The following is a 21,111-nucleotide window of genomic DNA, read 5'->3' as shown; positions in this document are numbered from 1 at the left end:
GGGCGGCATTAATGGACGACTTGCCCATAGGGCCGATGCTCGCGGTAGTGACCCTGCTGATTTTATGGTCGGGGCTCTTTACCGCCATCGAAGCGGCGCACCAGCATTTACTGGCCCAGCGCACCGCAACGCGCTCCAGCGACAAACCGGTGGCGAAACTCAGCTTCCCCCTGGCCAGCCTGATTTTTTGCAATACCCTCTGCCGTGCACTCGCGGTGGTCATCAGCACCTTGCTGGCCATTTTCACCTGGGCCGAGAACGGCCCATGGGTCGCTTGCCTGGGGGCGGGCGCCATTTTGCTGGTGTTTTCCGACTACTTGCCAAGAATGCTGGCCACCCGATATCCAGATGCGATCCTGGCCCAGGGCAACAATCTGTTGCGCGTACCACTGAAAGTCATCTATCCCGCGGCATGGCTGCTCAACAGCATCAGTCAGCTGCTGACGCGGCCATTCGCCCGCAAAGCCAAAGTGGTGCAACGAAGCGAGGACGAAGCGCCGACGGAGCGGCAGGACACGCCGGAAACCGTAAGCCGCCCTCACCCGCTGCCAGGCATCCACGCGCTGGACAACATCACGGTCAATGACATCCTGGTGCCGCGCAGTGACGTGGACGGCATCAACCTCGATGACCCCATCGACGAAATCATCGAACAATTGCGCCACAACAAGCGCACTCGCCTGCCGGTTTTCCACAGCGATATCAACCAGGTCGAAGCCGTCCTCAACACCCGCCACATCCTTCATTTGCTGCCCGATGCGAGCCTGACCAGGGAAGCGTTGCTGGCGGCCAGTCACGAGCCGTACTTCGTGCCGGAAAGCACTCCGCTGCAGCTGCAATTGCTCAACTTCCACAAGCAGCAACGACGCCTGGGCATGGTGGTCGATGAATACGGCGAAGTGCTGGGCATCGTCACCCTGGAAGACATTCTCGAAGAAATCGTCGGCGAGTTCGAAAGCCAGCACAGCCTGGACAACCCGCACATTCATCCGCAAGCCGACGGACGCCTGGTGATCGACGGTGCCGCGTCCATTCGCGAGCTGAACAAGAGCCTCGGCTGGCACCTGCCAAGCGATGGCCCGAAAACCCTGAACGGGTTGGTCACCGAGGCCCTGGAAACCATTCCCGAAAGCGTGGTGTGCCTGAAGATCGGTCGGTATCGCCTGGAAATTCTCGAGACCGAGGACAACCGTGTAACACGAGTACTGATCTGGCAGACCAGTTCAATGCCGGTGGTTATCTAAGGACGGCGCGGTTTTCTGTGGAGAGGGAGCTTGCGCCCTCGCCACATTGATCCAAAGCGCCTCCCTCTTGTTCGATCGTTAGCCACCTTCCTATAATCGAATCGCTTACCCAAGCCTCGCCGGCCCCGTGCTTACCCCGCACTTCGCAGCTTCCGGCCCGACCATCAGCAAGAACCGCAGCAAACCGACGATTGTTTCTACCTGAAACAGCGACCGCGCCCTCACCCACATCCCTGGGTTCTCGACCATAATAATTCGCTCCACTGGAGCACATGACAGTCAGGGATAACCGCATGACAACCAGTACGACTTACAGCGACTCCACACCTGCGCATCCGACGAACTCCGCCACCCGCGTGGCCACCGCGAGCTTCATCGGCACTGCAATCGAGTTCTACGACTTCTACGTTTATGCCACCGCAGCCGCGCTGGTGATCGGCCCGGTGTTCTTTCCACAGACGTCCGGCACCGCCCAGATGCTTTCGGCGTTTCTCACGTTCGGTATCGCCTTTCTGGCACGTCCCTTGGGTTCGGCTTTGTTCGGCCACTTTGGCGACCGTATCGGTCGCAAATCGACCCTGGTTGCCTCGCTGTTGCTGATGGGCGTGTGCACCACGCTGATCGGCGTGCTGCCGGGTTACGACAGCATTGGCGCCTGGGCACCGATCCTGCTGTGCGTCCTGCGCTTCGGCCAAGGCCTGGGGTTGGGCGGTGAATGGGGTGGCGCGGCACTGCTGGCCACGGAGAACGCCCCCAAAGGCAAGCGCGCGTGGTTCGGCATGTTCCCGCAACTCGGCCCATCCATTGGCTTTCTGGCGGCGAACGGCCTGTTTCTGACATTGGCCGTGATACTGGACGATGAGCAATTCCGCTCATGGGGCTGGCGAATCCCGTTCCTGCTCAGCGCCGCACTGGTGATGGTCGGCTTGTACGTGCGCCTCAAGCTGCATGAAACCCCTGTGTTCGCCAACGCCGTTGCACGCCAGGAGCGCGTGAAGATCCCGCTGCTCGAACTGTTCGCCCAATACTGGGCGCCGGTTTTGCTGGGGGCCGGCGCAATGGTCGTGTGCTACGCGCTGTTTTACATCTCCACCGTGTTCTCTCTGAGTTACGGCGTTGCAACGCTCGGTTACAGCCGCGAAACATTCCTCGGCCTGCTGTGCTTCGCGGTGTTGTTCATGGCGGCCGCCACCCCGCTGTCAGCCTGGGCCAGCGATCGTTGCGGACGCAAACCGGTGCTGATCGTCGGCGGCGTGCTGGCGATCCTGTCCGGTTTCCTCATGGAGCCGTTGCTGACCCAAGGCTCGACCTGGGGTGTGGCGCTGTTCCTGTGCATCGAGCTGTTTCTGATGGGTGTGACATTTGCGCCTATGGGTGCGCTGCTGCCGGAGCTGTTCCCCACCCACGTGCGCTACACCGGCGCCTCGGCGGCCTACAACCTGGGTGGTATCGTGGGCGCTTCCGCGGCACCGTTCTTCGCCCAGAAACTGGTGGCAATGGGCGGATTGAGTGACGTCGGCGGGTATGTGTCCGGTGCGGCGGTGCTGAGCTTGATTGCAGTGCTGTGCCTGAAGGAGACGCGGCATAACGACCTGAATCAGATCGCCTGACAGTTCGCCATCGCGGGCAAGCCCGCGATGGCGTCTTTACTGACTGGACACTCCCCGAAAAAACTCGGTTTTCCCCCGCCCATTGTCACCTCGCTCTACGCGCATCGGCTCATCCCCGCTATACTTCCCGGCTTTTCCTGAATAAATGCCAATAGGGTCCCGCCGCGCATGGATAAGACCTACCAGCCGCACGCCATTGAAACTTCCTGGTACAACACCTGGGAGTCAGAGAATTACTTCGCCCCGCAAGGCGCGGGCGAGTCCTACACCATCATGATCCCGCCGCCGAACGTCACCGGCAGCCTGCACATGGGCCATGGCTTCAACAACGCGATCATGGACGCCCTGATCCGTTTCCGCCGCATGCAGGGTCGCAACACCCTGTGGCAGCCGGGCACCGACCACGCCGGTATCGCCACGCAGATGCTGGTGGAGCGTCAGCTCGAAGCCAAAGGCCAGAGCCGTCACGACCTGGGTCGCGAGAAGTTCCTCGAGAAAGTCTGGGAGTGGAAGGATGAGTCCGGCGGCAACATCAGCCGTCAGATCCGTCGCCTCGGTTCGTCCGTCGACTGGAGCCGCGAGCGCTTCACCATGGACGACGGCCTCTCGGAAGCCGTAAAGGAAGCCTTCGTCCGTTTGCACGAAGACGGCCTGATCTATCGCGGCAAGCGCCTGGTCAACTGGGACACCAAGCTGCACACGGCAATTTCCGACCTCGAAGTGGAGAACCACGACGAAAAAGGCTCCCTGTGGAACCTGAAATACCCGCTGGCCGACGGCGCCAGGACCGCTGAAGGCAACGATTTCCTGATCGTCGCGACCACTCGCCCGGAAACCATGCTCGGCGACTCCGCCGTGGCCGTTAACCCGAGCGATGAGCGCTACAAAGCCCTGATCGGCAAATTAGTCGAGCTGCCGCTGGTCGGCCGCCGCATCCCGATCATCGCCGACGATTACTGCGACCCTGAGTTCGGCACCGGCTGCGTGAAAATCACCCCGGCCCACGACTTCAACGACTACGAAGTCGGCAAGCGTCACAACCTGCCGCTGCTGAACATCTTCGACAAAAACGCAGCGGTCCTGCCGGCTTGCCAGGTGTTCAACCTCGACGGCACGCTGAACGAATCCATCGACGGCAAGATCCCGGCCGAATACGCCGGCCTCGACCGCTTCGAAGCACGCAAGCTGATCGTGGCCGCGTTCGACGCCGCCGGCCTGCTGGTCAGCGTTGACGATCACGCCCTGAAGGTGCCGAAAGGCGACCGCTCCGGCACCGTCATCGAACCATGGCTGACCGACCAGTGGTACGTATCCACCAAGCCGTTGGCCGAGCCTGCGATTGCCGCCGTTGAAGACGGCCGTATCCAGTTCGTGCCGAAACAGTACGAAAACATGTACTTCTCGTGGATGCGCGACATCCAGGACTGGTGCATCAGCCGTCAGCTGTGGTGGGGCCACCGGATTCCGGCCTGGTACGACGAGTCGGGCAAGGTCTACGTCGGCCGCGACGAAGCCGAAGTGCGCGCCAAGCACAACCTCGGCGCGGACATTGCGCTGCAACAGGACAACGACGTACTCGACACCTGGTTCAGCTCGGGCCTGTGGACGTTCTCCACCCTGGGCTGGCCGGAAAAGACCGAATTCCTGAAGAAATTCCACTCCACCGACGTATTGGTCACCGGCTTCGACATCATTTTCTTCTGGGTTGCCCGGATGATCATGCTGACCATGCACTTGATCAAGAACGAGGACGGCACCCCGCAGGTTCCGTTCAAGACTGTTTATGTGCACGGTCTGGTGCGTGATGGCCAGGGCCAGAAGATGTCCAAGTCCAAGGGCAACGTCCTCGACCCGCTGGACATCATCGACGGCATCGAGCTCGAAGCCCTGGTGCAGAAGCGCACCTCCGGCATGATGCAGCCGAAACTGGCGAAGAAGATCGAGAAGCAGACCCGTGACGAGTTCGCCGAAGGTATCGCCAGCTACGGCACCGATGCCCTGCGCTTCACCTTCTGCTCGCTGGCGTCCACCGGTCGCGACATCAAGTTCGACATGGGCCGCGTCGAAGGCTATCGCAACTTCTGCAACAAGATCTGGAACGCCGCGCGCTACGTGCTGGACAAGGGCGAAGACTGCGGCCAGAACGGCGAAGCCTATGAACTGTCCCTGGCCGATCGCTGGATCATTTCGCAGCTGCAACGCACCGAAGCCGAAGTGACCCGTCAGCTCGACCAGTTCCGTTTCGATCTGGCTGCGCAAGCCCTGTACGAGTTCATCTGGAACCAGTATTGCGACTGGTACCTGGAACTGTCCAAGCCCGTGCTGTGGGACGAGAACGCTCCGGTCGAACGCCAGCGTGGCACCCGTCGCACCCTGGTTCGCGTACTGGAAGTCGCCCTGCGCCTGGCGCACCCGTTCATGCCGTTCATCACCGAAGAAATCTGGCAGCGCATCGCGCCGCTGGCCGGTATCGAAGGCAAGACGATCATGCTGCAAGCCTGGCCAGTGGCCAACGAAACGCGCATCGATCCGGCGGCCGAAGACGACATCGAATGGCTCAAGGGCCTGATGCTTGGCACTCGTAACATCCGCGGCGAAATGAACATCGGCCCGGGCAAACCGCTGCCGTTGTTCCTGAAGAACGTCAGCGCCGAGGATCAGCGTCGCCTGACAGAGAATGAAGCCCTGCTGAAGAAGCTGGCGCGCCTCGAATCGATCACCGTGCTGGCTGCCGGCGAAGAAGCACCGCTGTCCGCCACCGCGCTGGTCGGCGAGATGGAAGTGCTGGTGCCAATGGCCGGCTTGATCGACAAAGGTGCGGAACTGGCGCGTCTGGACAAGGAAATCCAGCGTCTGCAAGGTGAAGTGCAACGTGTCGGCGGCAAGCTGTCCAACGCCGGTTTCGTTGACAAGGCGCCTGCCGAAGTCATCGACAAGGAACGCGCCAAACTGGCCGAGGCCGAACAGGCCCTGGGCAAACTGGCCGAGCAGCATGCGCGGATTGCCAGCCTGTAACGGCAAATCGCAATGAAAAAGGGAGGCCCGGGCGGCCTCCCTTTTTTGCGCCTGTCACTTTCCTGCATCCAATGCAAATCCCCTGTGGGAGCGAGCCTGCTCGCGAATGTGGAGTATCTATCACCGATGATGGCGACTGACCCACCGCATTCGCGAGCAGGCTCGCTCCCACATTTGATCGGTGTTGCCCCACAGATGTGGGACAATGCCCGCCACTTTCAGCCATACCCGAACCGATCACAGCCATGACCGCCCCCCGCCCCCCCAAGCCTGCGCGCCAAAAGCCTGCCCCGAAGACTCCGGCCACGGCCGTCGCCGCGAAGGAAAAGGCCAGCCTGCACCCGCGCAATCGCCACCAGGGTCGCTACGACTTTCCGGCGCTGATCAAAAGCGCCCCGGAACTGAAGAAATTCGTGATCATCAATCCGTACGGCAAGGAAAGCATCGACTTCGCCAGCCCGGAAGCCGTGCGAGTGTTCAATCGGGCGCTGCTCAAGTCGTTCTACGGTATTGCCCACTGGGACATCCCGACCGACTACCTGTGCCCGCCGGTGCCGGGCCGTGCCGATTATGTGCACTTCCTCGCCGACCTGCTGGCCAGTGGCAATGACGGTGTAATCCCCCGTGGCGCCGCCGTGAAAGTATTGGACATCGGCATGGGCGCCAACTGTGTATATCCGCTGATCGGTTACAGCGACTATCGCTGGCAGTTCCTCGGCTCCGATATCGACTCGACTGCCATCGCCGCGGCGAAGACCATCATTCAGTCCAACGGCTTGAACAAAGCGATCCAGGTACGTCGGCAGAGCAACCCCAAGCAAATCCTGACAGGCCTGCTGGAGAGCACAGAGCGGTTCGACCTGACCATGTGCAACCCGCCATTCCATGCCTCGCTGGAAGAGGCCACACGGGGTAGTACGCGCAAATGGCGCGCCTTGGGCAAAGCCGATCCGAAGCGCAAGCTGCCAGTACTGAACTTCGGCGGACAAGCGGCGGAATTGTGGTGTGAGGGCGGGGAAGCGCGTTTCGTCACGCAATTGGTCAGCGAGAGCGTGCAGGTGGCGCAACAAGTGTTGTGGTTCAGCACTCTGGTGTCGAAGGCGTCGAACCTTCCAGCGATCCAGACCGCCTTGAAAAAGGCCGGTGCGCTGGAGAGTCAGGTGATAGAAATGGGACAGGGCCAGAAACAGAGCCGCTTCGTCGCCTGGACCTTTCAGACCAAAGCGCAGCAACTGGCCTGGCGTCAGGCACGATGGTCGAAAGCTACTGCCGAATAAACACAGGGCGCACGAAAAAGCCGCGCGAGGATGACTCCTGCGCACGGCTTTCAACAGAACTTAGCAATCAACAGTAACGTTCAGACCTGCAACTACCAATTATCCGACAACTTTCCGAAACTCGATTACAGGAAAGTTTTGACATCTTGCCTTAATGTTTTGTGCGAACAATTTCTGTGAACGCACAGGCTCGCGCCTCTTTGCTTTCGCAGTAATACTGAGCATGCCATTGTTCCCACGATCCATTGGCATCAATACTTACGATAGTTCCCTCTCGCTTGTATCTCATATCCAGTTCGCCTCCATTTTTCAACTTGTAACCACAACGCAGAATTTCACCGGCAACAGTGCCACCCTCGGCTGTCAAGCGAGGTGCGAATATCGCCAGTTCGAACTCGCCTACCGGCCCACGTCCCGATTGCGAAACACCGTACCAATCCCCGCCGCCACTTGCTGTCGGGGCCTTGTAGGCACCGTTTGCCAACTCCTTGATGTCAGCAGGGCTTGGGCAGTACTCAGTAACATTTGCCAAAGCCTGGCCGGAGACCAGAAACGACACACACAACAACAACTGTTTAACTTTCATAAAAACGCCCCTGTGACGAACAACTGAAGTTTGATTTTGGCTCTTTACGCAACGCTATGCGCTGCACCTTATTGATACTACCCATCCAAGGCGCGCACTCAACTATCAGTTATGTAGGAGCGTTCGTTTTATACAGGAAGAAAAGTGCCATTCAACGCTAGCGCGTTATCCTACCTGACGCGCAAGTAACAACTAATTTCAAAACAAATGGATGATTCCACCATCTTCCTTGCGGAAACATTTACAACGCCCACAAAAAAACCGTGCCCGAATCGCTCCGGTGCACGGTTTTTTAACAAGTCTTACTTGTTGACAGCGTCGGTCAGGCCTTTGGCCACAACCAGCTTGATCACTTTCTTGGCAGCGATTTCGATGGCGGCGCCAGTCGAAGGGTTACGGCCAGTACGGGCAGGACGCTCGGTCACTTTCAGCTTGCCGATACCTGGCAGAGTGATTTCGCCGCCGTTTTCCAGCTGATCGGCAACGATTTGGCCCAGTTGGTCCAGAGCGTTACGCGCGGTGGTTTTCGGCGCGTCGATAGCTTCAGCGATGTCGGCGATCAGTTGGTCTTTAGTAAGAGCCATTTAGTGTTCCTTCCCTATCAAATTCATATGGATTGCAGAGTGCAATGTCAGCCATCGAGCCCGATCTTCTGGATCTGGCACCCTCGGCGAAATAACCTCGGGATCGGGGTTATAGATACCGAAATCAGGGTTTGGTTCGACCTGACAAAAGCTGACTGCAGGCTTTACGCAGTGACTTCGCGCAAGACCGGGCAAAACTAGCACAGCGACGTGGAAATATCCGCCTCTAGCTACCCATTTGGTCAGCTTTATTGCGCCAAAACAGGAAAAAACCCCATAAGCACCGTCGGTCGCCTGCCAATTGCCCTTCGCACCGCGCCAAAACCGGTGGTTGCGGTACACTGAGGGCTTTTTCGGGGGAGCACGCCCTCCTCTCTTCATTCAGCCGAGAAGCCCATGCCGATCCGTCATTGCATCGTCCACCTGATCGACAAAAAACCCGACGGCACACCTGCAGTCCTCCACGCCCGGGAATCCGAACTGGCTGAGTCCGCGGCCATCGAGAACATGCTCGCCGACCTCAACGAAAGCTATAACGCCAAGCAGGGTAAAGCCTGGGGCCTGTTCCATCCGGAATCCGGCGCATTCCCGTTCAGCGGCTGGCTGAAGGAGTACCTCGAGGGAGGCCAGGATTTCACCAGATTCAGCCGCGTGGCGGTCGAGCATCTGCAAAAACTGATGGAAGAGTCGAACCTGTCGGTCGGCGGCCACGTGCTGTTCGCGCACTATCAGCAAGGCATGACCGACTACCTGGCCATCGCCCTGCTGCACCACAGCGAAGGCGTGGCCGTGACCGACGAACTGGATGTGACCCCGTCCCGCCACCTGGACCTTGGTCAATTGCACCTGGCTGCGCGGATCAACGTTTCCGAATGGCAGAACAATAAGCAATCCAAGCAGTACATTTCGTTTATCAAAGGCAAGAACGGGAAAAAGGTTTCGGAGTATTTCCGCGACTTCATCGGCTGCCAGGAAGGCGTCGACGGCCCGGGCGAAACCCGCACCCTGCTCAAAGCCTTCAGTGATTTCGTTGAAAGCGAAGACCTGCCGGAAGACGACGCCCGCGAGAAAACCAAGGCGCTGGTGGATTACGCCAGCAGCCAGGCCAAGCTCGGTGAGCCGATGGGCCTGGAAGAATTGTCGGGGCTGATCGACGAAGAACGCCCGAAGGCCTTCTACGATCACATCCGCAACAAGGATTACGGCCTGTCGCCGGAAATCCCGGCCGATAAACGCACCCTGAATCAGTTCCGCCGATTCACTGGCCGCGCCGAAGGCCTGTCGATCAGTTTCGAAGCACACCTGCTGGGCTCGAAGATCGAGTACGACGAAGAAGCCGGCACGTTGATCATCAAGGGCCTGCCCACTTCGCTCACCGACCAGCTCAAGCGTCGCAACTGATGCTCGGCGGCGTACTGAAAAAATTCCTGCCGATCCTGCTGGTGGTCGTGGCTTACCAGAACTGGGGCAAGATCGAGCGGGTGTTCAACCCTTCACAAGTGGTACCTGCGCAGACGCAGGCCCAGGCCAACGTCGTGCTCTACGCCACCGAATGGTGTGGATACTGCAAGCTGACCCGACGTTTTCTCGATCAGAAAGGCATTCCATACAAGGAGTTCGATATCGAGAAAGATGCCGTCGCGCGCAAGGACTACAAGGCGCTGGGTGGAGGCGGGATTCCGATCATCGATGTGAACGGAACCCTGATTCGCGGGTATGACCCGGATGCGATTCTGGCGGCCCTGAAGTAACCCGCCAGATTTGCACGATTGTTGTGGCGAGGGAGCATGTCGGTTTCAGCAGGCTTCAATCCGGAAACCGAACCGCGGGAAGTGCACATGCACCACCCCGCCACGTTCGTCCTTGCGACGCACAATCAATTCTTCACGGCCAGCGAACAGCAATTCCCCCACCACCGGATCAACGCCATAGTCCGTGGCCGCAATGACCACCTGCTGACCCGCCGTGAACCCGTTGGGATCGATGAACGGCTCATCCGGCAATGGCGCCGGCGTGGACGTGCGCGCCACTGCCAGAGCCTCTTCGGAACTCATTTCGCTGCACGCACCATGACCAAAGCCCAGTACCCGCGCGAGCCACGCGGAAACTGCCGGGTAGGCATCCACAAGTGGCGCCGTAACGGGCGTGGCTTTCAAGAACCAGATGCAATGGGCCAGGGAGAAGTCGGCAATCGACGGCTCGGCGAAAAGGAAATCTCCCTCTTCGCGCTGTAACTGCAACTCCAGACGCGACATGATCGTTGGCCACTGATGTCTGGCCTGTTCGGCGGCCAACCTGGTCGCACTGCCACCACTGAACAATTCGGCACGGTCGGCAATGAACGCCTTGATCGCTTCCGGCGGCAAATTGCCAAAGCGCACCGCTATCGATTCCGGCTGGAACACCAGGCTGACCGCATGCTGGAACACCACCGAGTCGACCCAGGTGGCGAACGAAGCGGTGACCATTTCCTGACCTTCCGGGAAGAACGCCGGCAAGGCTTTTTCCTGCTCCAGTCGCCGGGCAATCAATGCCGTGTCGCAATAAATATCAGCACCGACCTGCAACACCGGTGTCTTGCGATAGCCACCGGTCAAGGCGGTGAGATCCGGTTTGGGCATCACTGGCGAGATCTTCACCGAACGCCAGGACAAGCCCTTGAATCCCAGCAGCAAGCGCGCCTTCTCGGCAAAGGGGGACGTCGGGTAATGATGCAGAATCAACTCGGACATGCTCGGCTCCGCCGCAAGGATCAGGAGTCTCCAGCTTAGCGCGCAATCATGTGGCAGCCTACAGATCTGCCTGATGGGAACCGATCAATCAGGTTGATAAGCCGCAGGCCCATTCGCCACCAGACATTCCTTGGCGCTTTTCTTGAGTTTTTTGATCAGCCGTTCCTGACGCAACGCATCGCTCTTGTCGCGACAGCGTTCGGTGTAGACCAGGGCCATGGCAGGACTGGAAAGAAAAAATCGTGCGCCCTTGCCGCTTTGATGCTTGGCGAAGCGACGCACGGGATCATCGCTGATCCCACAATAGAGCGAACCATTGGCCGCGCGAACGAGGTAGACGAACCAGGTTTTGCTCGCCGGGGTATCGGCATCGACAGGGCTTTCGCTGAGGGTGGTCACGTAACGATCAGGACTGGATGGAAAACAAGCCGCGATCTTATCAGCGACTGGCCTGGAATGCCTTCAGCCCCTTCAATGCCTGCGTGCGAACGGCGTTTCTCACCAAAGGTGTCCAGCCCAGCAGCAGGCCTTTGAAACCCAACGCCTGACGCGCCCATGTCCATAGATCGAAACTGTCGTGGTGCTCGCAAATCCTGCCGTCACGGAAGACAAAACGCGCCTGGATATCGTTGACCACGGTGTTGCCGGTCTGGCTGAACAGATAGGTCGCGACCCAATGGGCGCCGCCGGTGCGCTCGTCGGCGTGAACATGATCGAAGGTCAGGGAAAAGTCCTTGGCCCGGGTGGTCAGCATGCGCCACATGTCACCGGCATCGCGACCGTGAAGCTCGCCGAACGCCGGGTCGCTGAACACCACATCATCGGTGTAGCAGGCCGCCATGGCATCGGCATCCAGACGCTGGAAAGCCTGGTAGAAACGGCTGATCAAGGCACTATGGGCTTCACTCATTTGCGGGGTTCCCCTGGACTTGCATGATGACTTCAAAAGACTGCCTGCACGATAGTCTGCAATTGCCTCGAACACTATCTGCATTCATGACGAAAATAACGGGGGAATTATTCGCGTCATTTCAATAGGTCATTCCGTTATCCCGGGCGTAGGAAAAAAGATCAACATCCGTGGAAATACCCAACCGGTGCATGGCCATGTTCTTTTGTTTACTGATAGTCGACACGCTGCGCTTGAAATGAATGGCGATTTCGCTGACGGTCATGCCGCTGGCGAGCATTCGGACCACTTCGTGCTCTTTGGCCGACAATGGCGATTCATGTGACTGAAGGCTGGCGTTAATCAATTGCGCACGCAGGGGCTCGCTGAGGTAGCGGCGCCCTTCCTGCACCGCATTGATTGCCAGGGGCAACTCTTTCGCCGATGCGGATTTGGCGACTATAGCCATCACCCCTTGCGCCAGCGCAGCCCTTGCCGTCGCCACACTGGTAAACATCGTCACCAGAATGATCGGCAAGGTCGGGTAATGGCGTTGAATCGTACTCAACATTTTCAAGCCATCGGCCTGCTGCCCTCCCGGCATGGAGAAGTCCGTGATCAGCAGGTCACAGGGCGAGCTTGAAAGCAGATACATCAGGTTGTCGGTACTGTCAGCTTCGCCGACGATCACGCAGCGTCGACTGGCATTGATGAGTATGCGCAACCCGATACGAACGACGGAGTGGTCGTCAGCAAAAACGACTCGCATTGTGGGATACCTCCTGCTGGTGGCACAAAGGCGCGGAAAATAGCGCCGTTCCTACCCATTCCACAACGCCCCGTCTCCCGTCCCAACGTCCCACCCTCAACGCGTTCAATGGACTAACTTTTTGCCCAACTAACAAATAGATGCTTCCTACATTGCAGCGCGCTAAAGACTACACAGGGAGGGCTACAAACAAAGTATTCCTCGTAAGAAAACACTATGTAGTCCGCAACACTCTTTCATACACGCCCCCTCTCTTTTCGTACTAGTTGCATTCCTCCTGCTCCGCCCGCCCGCTAATTTGTGGCCTGCCAAACAGTCCGGCCATGCCCGTACAGAACAGCGCTCACGCTCTGCATGACTATCGAATACATGAACAAGACACCAATGACCCAACGCACTGAACTCCTGCTCACACAATCACTGGATTACCTGAATTGCGAGCCATGCCAACGGACTTTGATCCAGGAATTTCCATGAGAGACATCACGACAATATTTTTGAACCAGGTGCGCCGCCTGACCCGGGCGGGTTTCAGTGTGTGCATTCTGTTATGGATCGCACAGGTCCATGCCGACGGTATGGTGCCGGATACATCCGTGGTCATCGTCAATGAAACCAACGGAGAAACGGCTGTATCGGTAACCAATACCGACGCCAGCCTGGCGCTGCTGCACGTAACCATCGAAGACATTCCCGAAGACACCGAACCTTTGGTGTTCGTGACGCCGCCACTGGCACGCGTTGAAGCCTCAAAGTCGCAACTGGTGCGTTTTATCCTGCAATCGGAAAAGCCCCTGCTCACCCAGCGTTTGAAACGAGTGATTTTCGAAGGCATCCCCCAAGACAAATCTGCTCCCGAGGCCGGACATGCCCGTGTCGGCGTGACGGTGCGCCAGAACCTGCCGATCATCCTTCACCCCGCGGGCCTGGCACCCAACCGCACACCCTGGTCCGACCTGAAATGGTCGCTGCAGGAGGGTCAACTGAGCGTACGCAACGAAACGCCTTATGTCGTACGCCTGGCTCAGGAAGTACAACTGTTGCCTTCCGGAAGCGCTGCAATGCTGCCGCGAACCTACGTGCTGCCCGGTGACCACATCAGCGTTTCCACCCCAGTAAAGGCTGCCACCCAGGTTCGAATTCATCCCGCGACCGTCTATGGCTTTGCCGTGCCTCCCTATGAAGCGCTGCTCGTTCCCTAGCGCAAGAAAAGGCAGACACAGACATCTCAAGGTGACGGACTGTTTTGCCGTCGCCGCCTGTATGACGAAGCCGTAGCGAATCAAGCCGGCCCCCAGACATTACCCAAGCGAACTTCATGAACACCGTATTGAAATACCGTGATGGCGAAGCCATGCCTGCGATTCGGTCGACCAACACGTTCCCTCAACTGTCGCGGGCCGGGACCGGCATGGTGTTGCTGCTGAGCAACTTGCTGACAGGGTTCCAGGCGAATGCCGAAGACCTCGATGCTGCTTCGTCACTGACTTCGTTCGACCAGAAAATGCTCAGTCAACGCGGTATCGACCCCAGTCTCGCCACCCTGTTGCTGGCCGCTCCGAACTTCACCGCTGGCCAACATCCGATCACCCTCACGGTCAATGGCCTGCGCAGTGGCCGGGTCGATGTCACATTCAACCGTGAAGGCGACTTGTGCTTTGACCGTGCCCTGCTCGATGCGGCAAACCTGACCGCCCCCCCGACTCCAGCCAACGACAAAGGCTGCTTCGATGTACTCGCCACCTGGCCGCAAGCCCGAATCGAACAGGACCCGGCCAACCTCGGCCTGTCATTGATCGTGCCCACCCAGGCGATACGTCCGGCGGTCCGCGACATCTCCGGTTATCAAACCGGCGGTATCGCCGGGTTACTCAACTACGACGTCAACAGCCTTCACAGCCAATACGGCAGCCAATCGAACCGCTACCTCTCAGCCAATACCGAAGTCGGTTTCAATGCCGGCGACTGGATTGTGCGCAGTCGCCAGGTGCAGACCTGGCAGAACGATGTGTCGAGCACCACTCACCTGGCCGCTTACGCCCAGCGCACCTTTGCCAGCCATGAGACGGTGCTTCAAGCGGGTCAGGTCAATCTCTACAACCCGATACTGGCTGGCGCGCAGATCACCGGCGTCCAGCTCATGACCGAGCAGGCGCTCCAGGTCGAAGGCCAAAGCACGCCCATCGAAGGGATTGCTCAGAGCAAGGCCCAGGTCGAAATCCGCCAGAACGGTTCACTGATCCACTCGACAGTGGTGCCGGCCGGGCCGTTTTCCCTGAGCAACGTGCGTCGGCTCGACAGTCGCTCCGATGTCGAGGTCACCGTCAAGGAAGCGGACGGCAGCGAGCAACGCTTCACAGTCCCCGTCGCCATGCTCGGTGTTGGCTTGCCGGCTCCCGGTTTTTCGCTCGCCGCTGGCCAGGTACGCAATCTCGGCGCAGCACAGGGCGGCGAACCCTGGGTGATCAGCGGCGGCTGGAGCGGAGCACTCAACCCGAGCGCTCTGCTGATCACCGGTGCCACGGGGGCCACCGACTACCGCGCCGCGGGCGCTGGCCTGAGCCTGCTGCCAGGACCGGAGACACAGATCCAGGCCACCCTGCAAGCGACAGACACCAGCACCCACCTGGCCGACAGCGGGCTTCAGGCCGACCTGAATGTTTCGCAACGCATGGCAAAGCAGTGGTCTATCAATGCCGGAACGTCGCACCGAACCTTCGGCTATCGCGAACTGTCGGAGGCGGTGTTCGATACTCGGTCCGAGCGCAGCCGGTCGCGTTACCGCGATCAACAGAGCCTGTCGCTGGCCTGGTCGCACCCCGGGCTTGGCGCGTTCAGCAGCGGTTTCAATCGCTCAACGACTTTCGACGGACAAAACAGCAGCCGCGCCCTGGCGTCCTGGGGCACCCGGATCGGCGGCGTGTCGGTGTCGGCCACGGCGCAATGGCAAGTCAGCGGTACCCAACGCAGCGACGACAGCGTTTACCTGAGTTTGAGTATTCCGCTGGGTGAAAGTCGTCGGGCGCGCACCTGGGTACGCAGCTCCGCTGGCGAATACCGCAGCGGTGTCGGCTTGAACGAACAACTCAACGACCATCTGAGTTACCGCGTCGGTTTCGAGCACGACACACGAGACAGACAAGTGCAGTCCTCGGCGGGGGTTTCCCTGTTGCCGCGCTACAGCCAATTGGACTTGAGCCACACCCGCTCCGACGCCGAACACTCCAGCTACCAGATTGGCGCGCGTGGCGCGGCTGTGTTGCATGGCGACGGTTTGACGTTTTCGCCCTATGCCGTACGGGACACCTTCGCGCTGCTTTCGGTAGGCGATACGAGCGCCATCAAAGTCTCGACCCCGAGCGGTCCGGTATGGACCGATTGGCAAGGTTACGCCGTGGCTCCTCAAGTGCGCGCCTATGGCCGCAGCCCGGTAGAAGTCGACACCCGCTCGCTGCCACGCAACCTCGATATCGACAATGGCGTGGCCGTGGTTTCCGCCGGGCGCGGAGCCGTCGACAAAGTCGAGTTCGGTATCACGTCGACCCGGCGTGCCTTGCTCAAAGTCACCACCGACAAGGGTGCCCCCCTGCCTCGTGGCGCGACGGTAAGCACAGCAAACGGTGAGTTCGTCACGCTCGTTCAAGAAGGCGGATTGGTGTTTCTGCCCAACGTCCTCGACACCCGCGACCTGTGGATAACCGCACCGGGGCTGGAGCGCTGCGAATTGCGTTTCGAGCTGCCCGCCGAGGCCAATAACCAGGTGTATTACGAGACCGCTGCCGCCCAGTGCCGAACACTTTAAGGATGCTCCCATGAAGCTGCCCCACCCTTTGCTGTCAACACTCGGCACTTTGATGTTGAGCGGACTTGCGCCTCAGGCCTGGGCGCTCGCCGATGACTGCCAGCTGACCCTGAGTCAGCCGGTACTCGATTACGGCGTGATGAATCGGGCCATACGCGCCCATGCCCCAGCAGAGGTAACCCTGGGCGAGCGCCGTCTGAGCCTGAACCTGAACTGCCCATACCCCACCGACATGACCCTGTTCTACCGCGCCATGGCCGCGACCGCCGAACGCTTTCGCTTTACCGAGCACGGCAGCTATGCCGTGCGCATGGGGGATGCCGTACTCGATGGGCAACCGGTAGACCTGGGCCTGATTTCCGCCGTCGGCCAGGCACCCGAAGCAACCGCTTCGAGTCTGCTTTGGCGACCGCAACAGGCGATTGTTCCGGTTCGTGGCGGCGTGGCGGTACAAGGGCAAAGCCTGTCGGCGCACCTGGAACTGACAGCCTGGGCGCCGAAAAATGCGTTGCAGGTACGTGACACCGTTGTCTGGGAAACCACTGGCCTGTTCGACGCCGTCGCTACGGGCCGCACCCGGGAGCTGACCCTGCGCGCCAGCTTCGCGCCCGCTGCGTGCAACGTGGAACTGTCCAGTGGCGGCCTGGTGGATTTCGGTCGGCTATCGATAAACGAGCTGAGTCCCGACAAAAACACTCGGCTGCCTCCCAAGGATTTAACCCTGCGGGTCAGCTGCGACGCACCGACCCAATTTGCCCTGGTCATGCATGACAACCGCCCAGGTACGGCTACGGACAACAGCGAAATCTACTACGGACTGGGCCTGGATAAGCGCAGCAACAAGATCGGCCTGTACTCAGTGACTGTCGATCCAGCCAACGCCAGCGCGGACAGCTTTGCCCGCGTGTATCGAACCGACTCCACCACCGAAGGCGTGGCCTGGAGCACCTCCAGTTCAAACCCCATGGCGATCGCCCGGAAAAGCTACCTGGGCTTTACCGACAGCGCCGCCAGCACCGCAGGGCCGGCCTCGATCCAGAACCTCACAACCAGGGTGACGGTCGATGCGGTCATCGCCCCGACAGCGAGCCTGGACCTGAGCAGCGCCGTTCACCTCGACGGCTCAGGGACGATCGAAATGTTTTACCCGTAACACCCACCCCTGCCTTGTTGAACCCTGGGCGCAATCCCGCGCCCAGGGTAATTCAAGGCCAACAAAAGTAAGGAAGCTTCATCCATGAAAAAGTACTTTGCAGCACTCACCACAACGGCACTGATCAGTGTCGCCCCTTTTGCTCTGGCAGGGCCGAGCACCGATCTGACAGTCCGCGGCGTCATCACGCCAGCCGCTTGCACGCCGACACTCTCCCAAGCGCTCATCGACGTGGGATCGATTTCGTATCAGCAGCTTGAACAGGAGCGCAATACCCTGGTCGACAGTACCGATATTACATTGACCATGGACTGCGATGGATCTATCGGCTTCGCCATCAATGCAATCGACAACAGGAGCGGTACAGGAATTATGGACGGGTTTGGCCTCGGCCTGACCAGCGAGGATAAACCGGTGGGATTCTTCAGCCCAGCAATTCAGAAAGTCACAGCTGATATGGTCGAGGTTGATCCTGTCGAGTCAAACGACAAGGGAGGCACCTGGGCGAAAACAGACCTTGTCAAAGCGGGGTACTGGTTGTCCGCAGCCACTACAGGCAGTACTGCACCAATCGATGCAAAGGTTGTCACCGTGGACCTCAAGGTCGATACCTACATCGTCCGTGCCGACCAGCTGAAACTGGATGGCGACCTCGCCATTGACGGCTCCGCAACCTTCGAAGTGCTGTACCTCTAAGGAGTGAAACGCTGAACCGTTCGTTGCCTGCATGAACAAGCGGTTCAGCACCCATACCTTCTTCTCGAAAAGGAATTGACCGATGAAGCGTATACCTTTGACCCTGACCGCAACGTTGTTGACAAGTACGACTGGCGCCCTGGCGGTGCCTGCCGCTGATCTGACGGTCAACGGCCTCATCACCCCGGTCGCCTGCACCCCGACTTTTTCCAACAACGGCGTTGTCGACTACGGCCCCATCTCCCGGCAAGAACTGAATGTCGACAAAAGGACGCAACTGCGTGACGAATCCCTCGACCTCAACATCAGTTGCACGGCACCTGCCCGTTTCGCATTGCTCATGCACGACAACCGGGATGGCTCGGCCATCACCGACAGTCATATCTTCTATGGCCTGAAGTACGACCGCAGCGGCAACAGGATCGGTTTGTATTCACTGAACTTCGATCCCGCCAGCACCCGGGTGGACGCACTGCCTCAAGTGTATCGAACCGACTCCACCACCGGAGGGCTGGCGTGGAGTACATCCAGGTCCGACCCAATATCGATCGGCGCCAAAAGTTATCTGGGCTTCACCGATGCGGCAGGCAGCAGCGCAGGCCCCGTCGCGATTCAGAACCTGAGCAGCCGGGTCAGGATCGTCACCGTCATTGCCCCCACCTCAACGCTGGACTTGAGTAACGATGCAACACTCGACGGCTCTGCGACCCTGGAGGTTATCTATTTGTAGGCGTGCGTCACGGTTGAGTTTTTTCACTGCTGACCTGTACATGGAGCGCCCGCCCGGCACCAAGGCCGGCGATGATCGCGCCCAGGCCAATCACACCAAAGATCCAGCCCACGGCCGTCCAGCCGCCGGTCCAATCATGCACGATACCGACCGCGAACGGCCCCATGGACGCCAGGGTGTAACCGAAGCCCTGGGCCATGCTCGACAGGTTCGCCGCCACATGGGAATCCCGCGAACGCAGCACGATCAAGGTCAATGCCAGGCTGAACGTGGCGCCTTGGCCCAGCCCCAGCACAATGGCCCAGCCCCACAGACCTTCGATCGGGGCGTACAGGCAACCGAACAGACCGCCGAGGGTCAGGGCCATTACGATCACGATCGCCAGGCGCTGATCCTTGCCACGTGTCGCCAACCATGGCGCGGCGAGGGAGCTGACCAGTTGCACGATCACCGAGCCCGACAACACCAGGCCAGCCTGGGTCGGGGTCAGGCCGCGCCCGATCAGGATCGAAGGCAACCAGCCGAACACGATGTAAGCCAGGGACGATTGCAGGCCCATGTACAGGGTCACCTGCCAGGCCAGCGGGTCACGCAACAGTCCCCGAACGCGGTAGGCGACGTTGTGCGCACCGTGCTTCTGGCCGACTTGCGGCAACCAGAACAGCGCGGCCGCCAATGCCGGGATGACCCAGAAGCCGAGGCCCAGCGCCCAACTTTTGTTGAAATGCTCACTGAGCGGCACGGTCGCACCCGCTGCCATCGCCGCGCCCAGACACAGGGCCATGGTGTAGACGCCGGTCATGGTCCCCGCCTGCCTGGGGAAATCGCGCTTGACGATGCCCGGCAACAACACGCCGATCACACCGATACTGGCGCCGGCCAGCACGCTGCCGGCAAACAGGCCAATCTCGCCAAAGGAACTGCGCAGGATGATCCCGCCAGCGAGGGTCAGAAGTATGCCCAGCACCACCCGCTCAGCGCCAAAACGTCTTGCCAGCAGCGGTGCCAGTGGCGCAAACAGGCCGAGGCAAAGTACCGGCAGCGTCGTCAGCAAACCTGCCTGTGATGCCGTAAGACCGAGGGACTTCGACACTTCGCTGAGCATCGGCGCCATGCTCGACAGCGCCGGGCGCAGGTTCAGCGCCACCAGTACCAGGCCCAGCAGCAACAACCACGGCCGGCGCAGTACCGGGTGGGCTTGCTGGACCTGTTCGTCATCGGCCTCGGCATCGATCAGCAGCTCTTCCAGCTCCGCCGAACGTTTTTGGCCTGTGGATAAATCACCGTGGTGCATGGACTTCTCGGTTTCAAGGTTCATTGATCAACTGCCTCGACAGGGCTTTGGCCCGTTCCGGGTCGCGTCGTTCGACGGCATCGAGCAATTCGATGTGCAGGTCGAACACTTCCTGGCGGCGCGGGGCGATGCTCAGGGTCTGGCGCAATTGCGCGCCGATGATGCTGGAGAAATAGCGGTACAACTCGCTGAGGGTCGGGTTGTGTGCCGCGTCCACCAATCGACGGTGGAACACCAGGTCGCAGGCGATGTAGGTGTCGAGATCGCCGTGGTAGTGACTGCCACTGACACCCAGCGCCTCGCGCAATGCCACCAGGTCTTCATCGGTACGGCGCAGGGCTGCCAGGCCGATGGCCTCGACTTCGAGGATGTGCCGGGTTTCCCGGGCCTGCTCAAGGGAGCAACGGGACAGTGCTTTCAACGTATCGAGCGGATCGACCATCGCCCGCAGGTAACTGCCATCGCCCTGGCGGATTTCGATCAGCCCGGAAAACGCCAGCACGCGCATGGCTTCGCGCACGGTATTGCGGCTGATGCCCAGCTCCGCCGACAACTCGGGCTCGGTGGGCAGGCGCTGGCCGACGGCCCAAACGCCTTGGTTGATACGCTGGCGCAATTGATCCAGGGCCTGATCGACCAGGGATCGTTTTACCAACGGAGATATTTCTGACATGGAATTCGCCCTCTCATCCAATCATAGGATGAATTTTCTGACATGTTAGTCAACATG

At 59.7% G+C, this 21,111-nt stretch carries 19 protein-coding genes; 11 read left to right on the top strand and 8 right to left on the bottom strand.

Annotation, left to right across the window (positions count from 1 at the left end):
- Positions 1 to 11 precede the first annotated feature (11 nt).
- From CAG47_RS06750 to rlmF, 4 genes are all read left to right on the top strand, one after another.
- On the top strand, positions 12 to 1,244 hold the full coding sequence (locus tag CAG47_RS06750) for a transporter associated domain-containing protein (protein WP_085724133.1): 1,233 nt from the start codon (positions 12 to 14) through the stop codon (positions 1,242 to 1,244).
- Positions 1,245 to 1,537: 293 nt separating this feature from the next.
- Positions 1,538 to 2,854: an MFS transporter gene (locus CAG47_RS06745; protein ID WP_085724132.1), complete on the top strand. Its 1,317-nt coding sequence runs from the start codon at positions 1,538 to 1,540 to the stop codon at positions 2,852 to 2,854.
- A gap of 168 nt (positions 2,855 to 3,022) precedes the next feature.
- Positions 3,023 to 5,869, top strand: coding sequence for a valine--tRNA ligase (locus tag CAG47_RS06740; protein ID WP_085724131.1), 2,847 nt, complete (start codon positions 3,023 to 3,025; stop codon positions 5,867 to 5,869).
- Between the two features lie 245 nt (positions 5,870 to 6,114).
- The gene (rlmF, locus tag CAG47_RS06735; protein WP_085724130.1) at positions 6,115 to 7,146 is read left to right on the top strand and encodes a 23S rRNA (adenine(1618)-N(6))-methyltransferase RlmF; all 1,032 of its coding nucleotides are present in this window, start codon (positions 6,115 to 6,117) and stop codon (positions 7,144 to 7,146) included.
- Between the two features lie 151 nt (positions 7,147 to 7,297).
- On the opposite strand, the gene CAG47_RS06730 is transcribed toward rlmF, so the two are convergent.
- Both CAG47_RS06730 and CAG47_RS06725 read right to left on the bottom strand, forming a co-directional pair.
- Complete coding sequence (locus tag CAG47_RS06730) at positions 7,298 to 7,732, bottom strand: DUF3757 domain-containing protein (protein WP_085724129.1); 435 nt, start codon at positions 7,730 to 7,732, stop codon at positions 7,298 to 7,300.
- 302 nt (positions 7,733 to 8,034) lie between these two features.
- Positions 8,035 to 8,316: an HU family DNA-binding protein gene (locus CAG47_RS06725; RefSeq protein WP_007905514.1), complete on the bottom strand. Its 282-nt coding sequence runs from the start codon at positions 8,314 to 8,316 to the stop codon at positions 8,035 to 8,037.
- A 396-nt stretch (positions 8,317 to 8,712) separates the two neighbouring features.
- Here CAG47_RS06725 and yejK point away from each other — a divergent pair, with 396 nt between their 5' ends.
- Both yejK and CAG47_RS06715 read left to right on the top strand, forming a co-directional pair.
- Positions 8,713 to 9,717: a nucleoid-associated protein YejK gene (yejK, locus tag CAG47_RS06720; RefSeq protein WP_085724128.1), complete on the top strand. Its 1,005-nt coding sequence runs from the start codon at positions 8,713 to 8,715 to the stop codon at positions 9,715 to 9,717.
- Positions 9,717 to 10,067: a glutaredoxin family protein gene (locus tag CAG47_RS06715; protein WP_085724127.1), complete on the top strand. Its 351-nt coding sequence runs from the start codon at positions 9,717 to 9,719 to the stop codon at positions 10,065 to 10,067. Before yejK ends, CAG47_RS06715 begins: the two co-directional genes overlap by 1 nt.
- A gap of 45 nt (positions 10,068 to 10,112) precedes the next feature.
- Here the strand turns inward: CAG47_RS06715 and CAG47_RS06710 are convergent, their stop codons facing one another.
- The 4 genes from CAG47_RS06710 to CAG47_RS06695 all read right to left on the bottom strand — a co-directional run bounded on the left by CAG47_RS06710 (position 10,113) and on the right by CAG47_RS06695 (position 12,706).
- Positions 10,113 to 11,048 (bottom strand): glutathione S-transferase family protein, encoded by a 936-nt coding sequence (locus CAG47_RS06710; RefSeq protein WP_085724126.1) that lies wholly within the window; start codon positions 11,046 to 11,048, stop codon positions 10,113 to 10,115.
- A gap of 84 nt (positions 11,049 to 11,132) precedes the next feature.
- Positions 11,133 to 11,447: a GIY-YIG nuclease family protein gene (locus CAG47_RS06705; RefSeq protein ID WP_085724125.1), complete on the bottom strand. Its 315-nt coding sequence runs from the start codon at positions 11,445 to 11,447 to the stop codon at positions 11,133 to 11,135.
- A gap of 40 nt (positions 11,448 to 11,487) precedes the next feature.
- Entirely contained in the window at positions 11,488 to 11,958 is a 471-nt protein-coding gene (locus CAG47_RS06700) for a nuclear transport factor 2 family protein (protein WP_085724124.1), read from the bottom strand.
- A gap of 121 nt (positions 11,959 to 12,079) precedes the next feature.
- Positions 12,080 to 12,706, bottom strand: coding sequence for a response regulator transcription factor (locus CAG47_RS06695; RefSeq protein WP_085724123.1), 627 nt, complete (start codon positions 12,704 to 12,706; stop codon positions 12,080 to 12,082).
- Between the two features lie 473 nt (positions 12,707 to 13,179).
- On the opposite strand from CAG47_RS06695, the gene CAG47_RS06690 reads away from it, so the two are divergent.
- From CAG47_RS06690 to CAG47_RS06670, 5 genes are all read left to right on the top strand, one after another.
- Positions 13,180 to 13,908: a fimbria/pilus chaperone family protein gene (locus CAG47_RS06690; RefSeq protein WP_085724122.1), complete on the top strand. Its 729-nt coding sequence runs from the start codon at positions 13,180 to 13,182 to the stop codon at positions 13,906 to 13,908.
- A 116-nt stretch (positions 13,909 to 14,024) separates the two neighbouring features.
- Positions 14,025 to 16,508, top strand: coding sequence for a fimbria/pilus outer membrane usher protein (locus CAG47_RS06685; protein ID WP_085724121.1), 2,484 nt, complete (start codon positions 14,025 to 14,027; stop codon positions 16,506 to 16,508).
- Positions 16,509 to 16,518: 10 nt separating this feature from the next.
- Positions 16,519 to 17,661 (top strand): DUF1120 domain-containing protein, encoded by a 1,143-nt coding sequence (locus tag CAG47_RS06680; RefSeq protein WP_085724120.1) that lies wholly within the window; start codon positions 16,519 to 16,521, stop codon positions 17,659 to 17,661.
- 84 nt (positions 17,662 to 17,745) lie between these two features.
- Entirely contained in the window at positions 17,746 to 18,357 is a 612-nt protein-coding gene (locus tag CAG47_RS06675) for a DUF1120 domain-containing protein (protein ID WP_085724119.1), read from the top strand.
- Between the two features lie 82 nt (positions 18,358 to 18,439).
- Positions 18,440 to 19,087 (top strand): DUF1120 domain-containing protein, encoded by a 648-nt coding sequence (locus CAG47_RS06670; protein ID WP_085724118.1) that lies wholly within the window; start codon positions 18,440 to 18,442, stop codon positions 19,085 to 19,087.
- Positions 19,088 to 19,094: 7 nt separating this feature from the next.
- On the opposite strand, the gene CAG47_RS06665 is transcribed toward CAG47_RS06670, so the two are convergent.
- Positions 19,095 to 20,405, bottom strand: coding sequence for a CynX/NimT family MFS transporter (locus CAG47_RS06665; RefSeq protein WP_085724117.1), 1,311 nt, complete (start codon positions 20,403 to 20,405; stop codon positions 19,095 to 19,097).
- Complete coding sequence (locus CAG47_RS06660; RefSeq protein ID WP_085724116.1) at positions 20,395 to 21,054, bottom strand: FadR/GntR family transcriptional regulator; 660 nt, start codon at positions 21,052 to 21,054, stop codon at positions 20,395 to 20,397. The genes CAG47_RS06665 and CAG47_RS06660 overlap by 11 nt, the downstream gene beginning before the upstream one ends.
- Positions 21,055 to 21,111: the final 57 nt, after the last annotated feature.

The sequence above is a fragment of the Pseudomonas sp. R37(2017) genome, from assembly GCF_002113375.1.
Lineage (GTDB): Bacteria > Pseudomonadota > Gammaproteobacteria > Pseudomonadales > Pseudomonadaceae > Aquipseudomonas.
Note: the sequence above shows the minus strand (reverse complement) of the source record. Positions and strands in the feature narration are given on the sequence as shown.